This is a genomic window from Paenibacillus soyae, assembly GCF_024623455.1.
Taxonomy (GTDB): domain Bacteria; phylum Bacillota; class Bacilli; order Paenibacillales; family Paenibacillaceae; genus Pristimantibacillus; species Pristimantibacillus soyae.
Map to the genome: position 1 here is coordinate 216,582 of NZ_JANIPJ010000011.1, position 8,818 is coordinate 225,399.

The window sequence follows — 8,818 nt, forward strand, 5'->3', positions numbered from 1 at the left end:
TACTGGCTATAGGAAGAACTAGTACAAGGAGGCACTACCATGAAAGATCATAATCACTACGGCATGTTTATCGAGGTGAGCGAGGACTGCCCCGTCTCCCAAGCGGAAATCCCGAAGGCGAAAGGCGATTCGAAGACGGTGCCGGTCATCCATTACGAGATGATCGCGGGACATCCCTACCGGTACACGCAGGAAGACGTGTTGTTCGAAACCTACGCGATCCGGAACGACATTGCGGAGGAGCAGCGGGAGGCTGCGCGGCAGGCGTTCTTCTCCAAAGGTCAGCCTTGTCTGCGGACATCCTCGCTGGGCAAACGCTACGGCTGGGGCATTCATCACAATGCCGAAGGGAAGATGGCCCTCTATGCCGTCGAATCGGACGAGTACAAGGCATTCGCGAACGACGAAAGCATCAAACGAGTGAAGGCGATGCGCGCAAGCCGGAAGTGAGGCAGGACGAATAGCATGAAGCGAATAACAATCGGTTTGTTTGCCCATGTGGATGCAGGCAAGACGACTTTTGCGGAACAGCTGCTGTACCATACGAACAGCATCCGGTCGAGGGGACGCGTCGATCATAAGGATGCTTTCCTGGACAGCCACGATATCGAACGGGCAAGGGGCATCACGGTATTCGCGGATCAGGCCATGATGGAATATAAAGGCGACTCGTATTATTTGATCGATACGCCTGGGCACGTCGATTTCTCCCCGGAGATGGAACGCGCGATTCAGGTCATCGATTACGCCATCGTTATCGTGAGCGCGGTTGAAGGCGTGCAGGGCCATACCGAGACGGTCTGGCAGCTGCTTCGCAAGCGGCGGGTCCCGACGTTCTTCTTCATCAACAAAACGGACCGGGTCGGCGCGGATGCGGATCGAACGGTTGAGGACATTCGTCGGCAACTGACGGGGGATGTCTGTTCCATAACGGGAAGCTTCGCGGAAGGCACCGTCGGCGAGGCGCTGCGAGAATTCATGGCCGAGCGGGACGAGTCGCTGCTGGACGCGTTCTTGGAGGGAAGAGCCGATCCGACCTTCTGGCTGGATGCCTTGCAGACGATGATTCGAGAGGCTCGCCTCTTCCCATGCGCTCACGGCTCCGCGCTTCAGGATACGGGCATCGCCGAGTTTTTGGAGCAGCTGTGGCTGCTGACGACGACGGCCAATGAGGAGGACGCTCCATTTGGAGGACGCATTTATAAAATAAGGCATGATCCGAACGGAGTACGGCTTACGTTCATCAAGGCGCTGAGCGGCAAGCTGAAGGTTCGTGACCAGCTGCAGTATGAGAGTGGTGGAGCGGCGCACGACGAGAAAATAACGCGGCTCTTCCTGGTGAACGGCAGTAAATCGCAGCCCGTGGAGCAAGTGGCGGCCGGCGATTTGTTCGCGGCCGTCGGTCTATCCGCGGCGGAGGCCGGACAGGGGCTTGGGCTGCTTACGGACAAGCTGTCCTACGAGTCGGAGCCCACCCTGCAGTCGAGGGTGCTGTTCGACGAATCGCTTCACGTGCAGAAGGTGCTCGGCGCGTTCCATATTCTGAACGCGGAGGATCCGTCCTTGAACGTGGTCTGGAATGAAAGCCTGCAGCAAATACATATCCGCGTAATGGGCGTCATTCAGCTGGAGGTGCTGGAGCAGCTCGTAAAGGAGCGGTTCGGTTTCGCCGTCTCCTTCGGCCAGCCGGAAATTTTGTATAAAGAAACGATTCGGTCGGCCGTGACGGGATATGGCCATTTCGAGCCGCTTCGGCATTATGCGGAGGTGCACCTCCTCCTTGAACCAGGTGAGCGGGGCAGCGGCATCGCATTCTCGAGCGACTGTCATCCGGAGGTACTACCTTCTAATTATCAAAACCTGGTGGAGTCCCATCTCTACGAACGGGAGCATCACGGGCTGCTGACCGGCATGCCGGTCACCGACCTGAAGATCACGCTGCTGAGAGGACGGGCGCACAAGGAACATACGCACGGCGGGGATTTCCGCGAGGCAGCCTTCCGCGCGCTGCGCCAGGGGCTGGAGAAGGCGGACAACGTCCTGCTGGAGCCCTATTACGATTTCAAAATCAAAGTAAGCATCGACGAGATGGGGCGGGTGCTGTCCGATATTCAGCGCGCGGCCGGCACGTTCGAGCCGCCTCAGACGACCGCAGCCCACGCGATTATTTCGGGAAGGGTGCCCGTATCGACCTTTATGAACTATAGCATGGAGTTCGCTTCCTTCACGCATGGGCGGGGCAGCATCCGCTGCGTGTTCGGCGGCTACGACCTGTGCCATAACCCGGAGGAGGTCATCGAACGGTTGGGCTATCGGAAGGACGCCGATCCTCTCTATACGTCCTCCTCCATCTTCTGCGCCAAGGGAGCCGGCTACTCGGTACCATGGGACGAGGCGGAAGCCAAGATGCATTTGCTATAATGAGCCTTGTAAGGGGTAGATGCAGATGAAGAAATGGATGGCTGCCGCGGTCTGCTGCTTCTTGTTGCTGACAGGCTGCGCGGCGAATAAGGCGGAAGAGCCCGCCGATCAACAGAAGGAGGGAGAAAGCGTGAATCCAAGCGCAAACGAAATGCTGCTCCAAGCGGCGGCAAAGAGAGGACAAGCCGATAAGGTCGCCGAGTGGATAAGGGAAGGCGCCGACCTGAACGCGCAGGACGACGAAGGACGCACGGCTCTCATGCTTGCAACGTATAACCAAGATCTCGAGACGGTGAAGGTTCTCATCGAGGCGGGAGCCGACGTCAACAAGCAAGACGGCATGAAGAACAGTCCGTTTCTGTACGCCGGAGCAGAGGGCTATCTGGATATTCTCAAGCTGACCATTGACGCGGGCGCCGATCCGGCCATCACGAACCGTTATGGCGGAACCGCCTTGATTCCGGCTTCCGAACATGGTTATGTGGAGGTCGTTAAAGAGCTCCTGACCAGGACGACCGTCGATGTCAACCATGTGAATAATCTGGGGTGGACCGCCCTGCTTGAGGCTATCATTTTAAACAATGGAAACGAGAGGCAGCAGCAGACCGTGCAATTGCTGATCGATCACGGGGCGGACGTCAACCTGGCGGATCATGATAACGTAACCCCTCTGCAGCATGCCCGCAGCAAGGGATTCAAGGAAATCGAGCGAATATTGCTGGAAGCGGGAGCGAAGTAAACCAGCGGTGTGTTCCCGATTCAGCGGAAAAACGGCGGTGCAGGGGATTGACCCAAACACCGCCGTTTCTTTATTAGAAATCAAAGTTATCCGGATCCGGTCCTACCCGCAAATTGCGATTCAAGCCATCGATGCGTTCCATGTCCTCGCGGCTGAGCTCGAAATCGAACAACGACGCGTTCTCGATGATGCGGTGCTCCTTCGTCGATTTCGGTATGGTGACGACGCCGTGCTGAAGATCCCACCGAAGGATCACTTGCGCAACCGATTTGCCATACTTCGCCGCAAGCTCGACCAGCGCCGGTTCCTGAAGCAGCTCGCCCTGCATGAGCGGGGACCAGGCTTCAAGCTGGATGCCATGCTGGGTAGTGAATCGTAGCAGCTCCTTTTGGGTGAGACGCGGGTGGAATTCGACCTGGTTCACCATCGGCTTGATCTCGGCATCCTCCATCAGATCCTCGAGATGATGGATCTGGAAGTTGCTTACGCCGATCGCTTTGACCCGGCCTTCCTTGTACAACTCCTCCAGCGCTCTCCATGCATCCTTGTACTTCCCGGCGACCGGCCAGTGAATGAGATACAGATCGAGATAGTCGAGGCCGAGCTTCTCCAAGCTGGCTTCATAGGCCGATAGCGTGGCCTCGTAGCCCAAGTCGGCGTTCCACACCTTCGAGGTGACGAACAGGCGGTCTCTCGGAATGCCGTTATCCTGCATGGCCTGGCGAATGCCCTCGCCGACGCCGCTCTCGTTCCCGTAGATAGCGGCCGTGTCGATGCTGCGATAGCCGTGCGCGATGGCCGTCCTTACCGCCTCGACTAATTCCGTACCTTCCTCCACCTTGAATACCCCGAGCCCAAGGCCCGGCATTTGCACGCCATTGTGCAGAGTAACGGTGTCTTGCAGATGCTGTATCATAACAATTTTCCTCCTAAAATGTGTGGTTATCTTGTGTTAAGCGGATTTTTTTGCGGTAAGCTGTACGACGTTTGCGTGATCTCTCTTGTCCAAAACTCGGGCCCATCCCGTAAGCAGAGCCGCTCCGAGCACCATCAACGCCCCGATCCACGTCGTATGGATCAGTCCGATAGAGTCGGCCACGACGCCCCCCAAGTAGGCGCCGAGCGCAATGCCGGCGTTAAACGCGGCGATGTTGACGGCGGAAGCTACGTCCTTCCCTTCGGGGGCGAACCGTTCCGCGAGCATCACGACGTATACCTGCAGCCCCGGCACGTTCATGAACGCGAGCAAGCCCATGAAGAAGATCGTGATCAGTCCGGCGACCTGGTACGGCGCGGTGAACATAAACGCCAATAGCACGATGGCCTGAATGGCGAACATATAGAACAAGGCCTTCACGGGATTGCGGTTCGCGGCTTTTCCTCCGACCACGTTGCCGATGGCAATTGCGATGCCATAAACGAGGAGGATTAGAGCGACAGTCTTTTCTTCAAATCCGGTTATATCGTGAAGCAACGGGGATAAATAAGTAAAAACGACGAACGTTCCCCCGTAGCCTAATGCGGTGATCGTGAAGGATAGCAGCATGCGGCCGTTCGTGACCAGCTTCACTTGGTCGCGGAAGCTTGTTCTGGCGCCCTGACGCAAACTCGAGGTGACCAGTACCATGTTGGCGATGAAGGCAAGGACACCGATCGCCACGATCGCGGCAAAGGCCGCCCGCCAGCCCATGAGCTGTCCGATATACGTGCCGAGCGGCACGCCGGTGACTGTCGCGACGGTCAGCCCGGAGAACATGACCGAGATGGCGCTGGCCCGCCGATTCTCCGGAACAAGATCGGCCGCAATGGTCGATCCGATCGACATGAAGACGCCATGCGACAGCGCGGAGATGATGCGGGCGGCGAGCAGCATCTCGATCCCGCTTGCGGCCGCGGCCATCAGATTGCCGGCAATAAACACCGCCATAATCCACAGCAGCAGCGTTTTGCGCGGGATGCCCGCGGTCAGCGACGTCAGCACCGGCGCGCCGAAGGTGACGCCCAGCGCATACAAGGTAACGGTTAATCCGGCGGTCGCCACCGGTATATGAAAGTCTTCGGCAATAAGGGGCAGCAGCCCGACGCTGATAAACTCGGTTGTTCCTATGGCGAAGGCGCAGACGGCTAAAGCCAGCAAGGCCAGCATGTTCTTATTTTTTTCTCGTGCCATGGTTCCACTCCTCAACTCTCTATTCAATCCGGCCGGTGAATGCTATTATGATGGAATTGATTCAGAATGGGTAGTACGTACTTTGAAGTGATATAGGTACCAAAAAGTGCCCATGAGCGACAGCAAGGAGGGAATAGCCATGGCGAACGAGACGGCCGTGAAGAAGAAATACAACATATCCGTAGAAGCTACCTTGGAGGTGATCGGGGGCAAGTGGAAGTGCGTCATTCTATGTCATTTGACGCATGGGAAGAAGCGGACGAGCGACTTGAAGCGCCTGATGCCCGGCATTACGCAGAAGATGCTGACCCAGCAGCTTCGGGAGCTGGAGGAGGACGGGATCGTTAACCGGATTGTCTACAATCAGGTGCCGCCGAAGGTGGAATACGAGCTGAGCGAGTACGGCTGGAGTCTGCAGAAGATTTTGAACGCTTTATGCGATTGGGGCGAACAGCATATTATCAAAAAATACGGCGATAAATTCTCGGTGCTGGAGGACAGCATTCTCAATCAATAGCCCGTGGACAAAAAGAAACAACCCGCTGCCATCAGCGGGTTGTTTCGTATGCTATGCTACTCGCGAATCGCGATTTGCTCGGCGTCGATCCGTACTTCTTCGGCGCGGATCACTTGCTTGAAGAAGGAGATCGGCACATAGGTCACGCCGTCCGACAGGACCGGAGCCGTGCCCAGCTCGATCGGAGCCATCTTCGCATAGACGTAGTAGTCCTCGCCAATCTGGAGGGAGATGACCGGACCTACTCTTACGGTTCTCGTCTCGGCTTCCCATGTCAATTCATAGCCGAGCGCTTCGGCGATTGCGCGGAGCGGCACCATGACCGTCCCTTCCTCGTTCGCATACGCGCTTGGAGCTTCAACCGATTGGCCATTGACCAGCCATGGCTTCTCCTCCAGGTTGTTCAGATCCTTAATGATGACGCCGGATTCATCGGCCGTCTCCCGTTCATTCAAGACAACGATCCGAGTCGGGGTCGTCTGCCCAGGATAGCTTAATTGCACGGCCTGATACTCCACGAAGAGCTTCCGATCCGTCAGATCGCCTTCGAATGCCGCTCCGTCTTGCGTAACGACCTTCGTTTCGTCCGTTACGTTCAGCTTTAACGACCCGTCGCTGTTAAGCAGCGTCTCATCGAAGCGATCCACCATGACCGAACGGTCATCCTTAACCAGCGCAACGGCTTCCACGTCATAACGCGGCGGATAAATCATCAGCATCGGAGCGTTCGCATCGTAGAAGGCGATAATCTCCGCGCCTACGGCAAGCTTCTCATCGACATATGCCTGCTCGGATATCGTCAAATGAATCGTTTCGCCCTCTTGAGTCTCCACTGTAATGAATTGCTGGTAAGACGCGTCTTCTTGCTCCGGCTCGGCGATCTCTTGAATCGTGCCCGTCACGCTTGCGAAGGCCGCTTGATCCACGTCTTGCTCGCCCTGTTCGGGAAGCACCACGATTTGCTCCGGAGTCGTCTGAGCGGGAATGCTGCGGGTGGATGGACCGTACACCACGATGAGATCCTGGCCCGCTAGTTCGCCGTCGTAGGCCGTCCCATCGGTATGTATAATCTCCGTAGCGTCCGCGACGTTCAGCTTGAGCGTCCCGTCGGCGCTAATCAAATTCTCGTCGAATTGATCGACCTTCACGTTGCGGCCATTGTCGACCTCGGCAATGGCGACGGCCGAGTATTGAGGCGGGTAGATCATAATAACGGGCAAATTCGCATCGTAGAAGCCGATGATCTCCGCTCCGACCTTCAGCTCATCGAGCAGATAAGTCTGCTCGGACACGACAAGGTGAGTGGTGGCTCCGTCTGCCGTTTTGACCGTCACCAGCTGCATGTCTTTATTTTGGCCATGATCGTTGATGGCTTCAACGGTTCCTTTCACGGACATATAGTGCGCGGCCGGCTCGAGTTGCTCTTGGCCGACCTCTGCTTTGATCGGTTGGATGCTGCCGGGCAGGGAGCCCCCATTCGTATTGGCGTAAATGGCGGTTGCGGAAGTGAGGGACAGTACCGTTACCGATAGTGTGCCGAGTAATGTTTTTCCCATCTTGTTGCTCATTATGTTCGCTCCTTGTCTCGTAATGGTGTTGTGTGTTGTTCCTGCCTATCCTGACGGGACAAAATGGAATAAGGTTGCACCGTCCGCTCCCGAAATGGGATGACGCCTCTTTCGTTTCTTGCATATGGAAAGGTTCCGCGGCGCATAATGTAGGGGAATTTCATTAATCGGCGCAAGGAGAATGGATGAATGAACGTGACGCATGAAGTCGGGCTGTCGTCCACGGAAATCGCGTGGTTATGGTCGGTTTATATTAACGAAACGATGTCGATCTGCATAACCAAACATTTGAAGCAGCACAACAGCTATGAGGACGTCGCAGTCCTATTGCAGAGATCGCTGGAATTGTCCGAGAAGCATGTGGAGGAAATAAAAAAAATTTTTACCAAAGAGAATTTTCCGATACCCGCGGGATTCTCGGAGAACGATTTAAATGTAAGCGCGCCCGCGCTATTTTTCGACTTGTTCTCCGTCAGCTATGTATACGGGATGAGCCGAATCGGGATGTCCACTTACAGCATGATCGTATCCAGCGTAGCCCGCAATGACGTTCGCGAATTTTTTACGCAGTGTCTGCAGTCCACTCTCGAATTGTACAATATCTCGGTTGAGTTGATGCTGGAGAAAGGACTATACGATCGGCCGCCCATGGTTCCTTATCCCGACCATATCGAGTTTATCCGGAAGAAGGAAACCTTCATTTCGCAGTGGATGGAGAAAGAGCGTCCCCTTAACGTCATCGAGATGTCGGAGATGTTCTTCAATATTGAACGGAATTACTTCGGATTAATCCTATTGACGGGGTTGATTCAGGTCGTTCAAGACGAGAAGGTTAAAAAATATTTGATACGGGGAAAACAGCTGGCCCAAAAGCAGATAAAATTTCTAAATAAAACCTTCATCCAAGATGATCTCCTGGGAACGGTCATGGTGAATTCCGAGGTGTCCACGTCAACGGTCTCGCCGTTCTCCGACAGGCTGATGATGTTCCTGGTCACAGCCCTTAATACGCAGGGAATTGCTTATGTCGGGCATGCTTTATCCATATCCTCCAGAACGGATCTTGTCGCCGAATATTCCAAAACGATACCGGAAATCGTAAAGTTCGCAAAGGACGGAATGGATCTCATGATCGAGTACAAGTGGCTGGAAGAGCCGCCTCACGCGCCAAACCGGAAGGAACTAGCGAAGCTATAAGAGCGAAACGGTTCGTCATCCAACGAACCGTTTTTTTGTTGTGCCTCTATTCAAACAAAAAAAGAAACCGACGCGATGTGAGGCCACTGAAAAAGTCCATCTCATAGAAAAAGGTACAGTCATTCAATTAAATTGAAGAGGCTGTACCTTTTTTTCTGTATAATTGAGTCATAACGAAAAGCAGGTGAGTGCGGATGATTAGGAAA

At 55.0% G+C, this 8,818-nt stretch carries 8 protein-coding genes; 5 read left to right on the plus strand and 3 right to left on the minus strand.

Annotated elements, in window-relative coordinates; genetic code table 11:
- The first annotated feature begins 39 nt into the window (after nucleotides 1–39).
- The 3 genes from NQZ67_RS16500 to NQZ67_RS16510 are packed head-to-tail and all read left to right on the plus strand — an operon-like array spanning nucleotide 40 to nucleotide 3,160.
- On the plus strand, nucleotides 40–450 hold the full coding sequence (locus tag NQZ67_RS16500) for a DUF6157 family protein (protein ID WP_257447950.1): 411 nt from the start codon (nucleotides 40–42) through the stop codon (nucleotides 448–450).
- Nucleotides 451–465: 15 nt separating this feature from the next.
- A complete protein-coding gene (locus NQZ67_RS16505) occupies nucleotides 466–2,421 on the plus strand; it encodes a GTP-binding protein (protein WP_257447951.1) in 1,956 nt (651 codons plus the stop codon).
- Nucleotides 2,422–2,446: 25 nt separating this feature from the next.
- Complete coding sequence (locus NQZ67_RS16510) at nucleotides 2,447–3,160, plus strand: ankyrin repeat domain-containing protein (RefSeq protein ID WP_257447954.1); 714 nt, start codon at nucleotides 2,447–2,449, stop codon at nucleotides 3,158–3,160.
- A gap of 73 nt (nucleotides 3,161–3,233) precedes the next feature.
- On the opposite strand, the gene pgoN is transcribed toward NQZ67_RS16510, so the two are convergent.
- The gene (gene pgoN / locus NQZ67_RS16515) at nucleotides 3,234–4,076 is read right to left on the minus strand and encodes a glyoxal/methylglyoxal reductase (RefSeq protein WP_257447958.1); all 843 of its coding nucleotides are present in this window, start codon (nucleotides 4,074–4,076) and stop codon (nucleotides 3,234–3,236) included.
- A 36-nt stretch (nucleotides 4,077–4,112) separates the two neighbouring features.
- On the minus strand, nucleotides 4,113–5,330 hold the full coding sequence (locus NQZ67_RS16520; RefSeq protein WP_257447961.1) for an MFS transporter: 1,218 nt from the start codon (nucleotides 5,328–5,330) through the stop codon (nucleotides 4,113–4,115).
- Between the two features lie 139 nt (nucleotides 5,331–5,469).
- Here NQZ67_RS16520 and NQZ67_RS16525 point away from each other — a divergent pair, with 139 nt between their 5' ends.
- Nucleotides 5,470–5,847 (plus strand): winged helix-turn-helix transcriptional regulator, encoded by a 378-nt coding sequence (locus NQZ67_RS16525; protein ID WP_257447964.1) that lies wholly within the window; start codon nucleotides 5,470–5,472, stop codon nucleotides 5,845–5,847.
- Nucleotides 5,848–5,903: 56 nt separating this feature from the next.
- Here NQZ67_RS16525 and NQZ67_RS16530 read toward each other — a convergent pair whose 3' ends face one another.
- A complete protein-coding gene (locus tag NQZ67_RS16530; RefSeq protein ID WP_257447967.1) occupies nucleotides 5,904–7,415 on the minus strand; it encodes a copper amine oxidase N-terminal domain-containing protein in 1,512 nt (503 codons plus the stop codon).
- 189 nt (nucleotides 7,416–7,604) lie between these two features.
- Between NQZ67_RS16530 and NQZ67_RS16535 the strand changes: the two genes are divergently transcribed.
- Nucleotides 7,605–8,612 carry a DUF3231 family protein gene (locus NQZ67_RS16535; RefSeq protein WP_257447971.1) on the plus strand — a complete coding sequence of 336 codons (1,008 nt, stop codon included), beginning with the start codon at nucleotides 7,605–7,607 and terminating at the stop codon, nucleotides 8,610–8,612.
- Nucleotides 8,613–8,818 lie beyond the last annotated feature (206 nt).

Excerpts from the sequence above, each read along its gene's own strand:
- NQZ67_RS16520 (WP_257447961.1), bottom strand. The coding sequence starts at position 5,330 with ATGGCACGAGAAAAAAATAAGAACATGCTGGCCTTGCTGGCTTTAGCC.
- NQZ67_RS16525 (WP_257447964.1), top strand. The coding sequence starts at position 5,470 with ATGGCGAACGAGACGGCCGTGAAGAAGAAATACAACATATCCGTAGAA.
- NQZ67_RS16505 (WP_257447951.1), top strand. The coding sequence starts at position 466 with ATGAAGCGAATAACAATCGGTTTGTTTGCCCATGTGGATGCAGGCAAG.
- NQZ67_RS16535 (WP_257447971.1), top strand. The coding sequence starts at position 7,605 with ATGAACGTGACGCATGAAGTCGGGCTGTCGTCCACGGAAATCGCGTGG.
- NQZ67_RS16530 (WP_257447967.1), bottom strand. The coding sequence starts at position 7,415 with ATGAGCAACAAGATGGGAAAAACATTACTCGGCACACTATCGGTAACG.
- NQZ67_RS16510 (WP_257447954.1), top strand. The coding sequence starts at position 2,447 with ATGAAGAAATGGATGGCTGCCGCGGTCTGCTGCTTCTTGTTGCTGACA.
- pgoN (WP_257447958.1), bottom strand. The coding sequence starts at position 4,076 with ATGATACAGCATCTGCAAGACACCGTTACTCTGCACAATGGCGTGCAA.
- NQZ67_RS16500 (WP_257447950.1), top strand. The coding sequence starts at position 40 with ATGAAAGATCATAATCACTACGGCATGTTTATCGAGGTGAGCGAGGAC.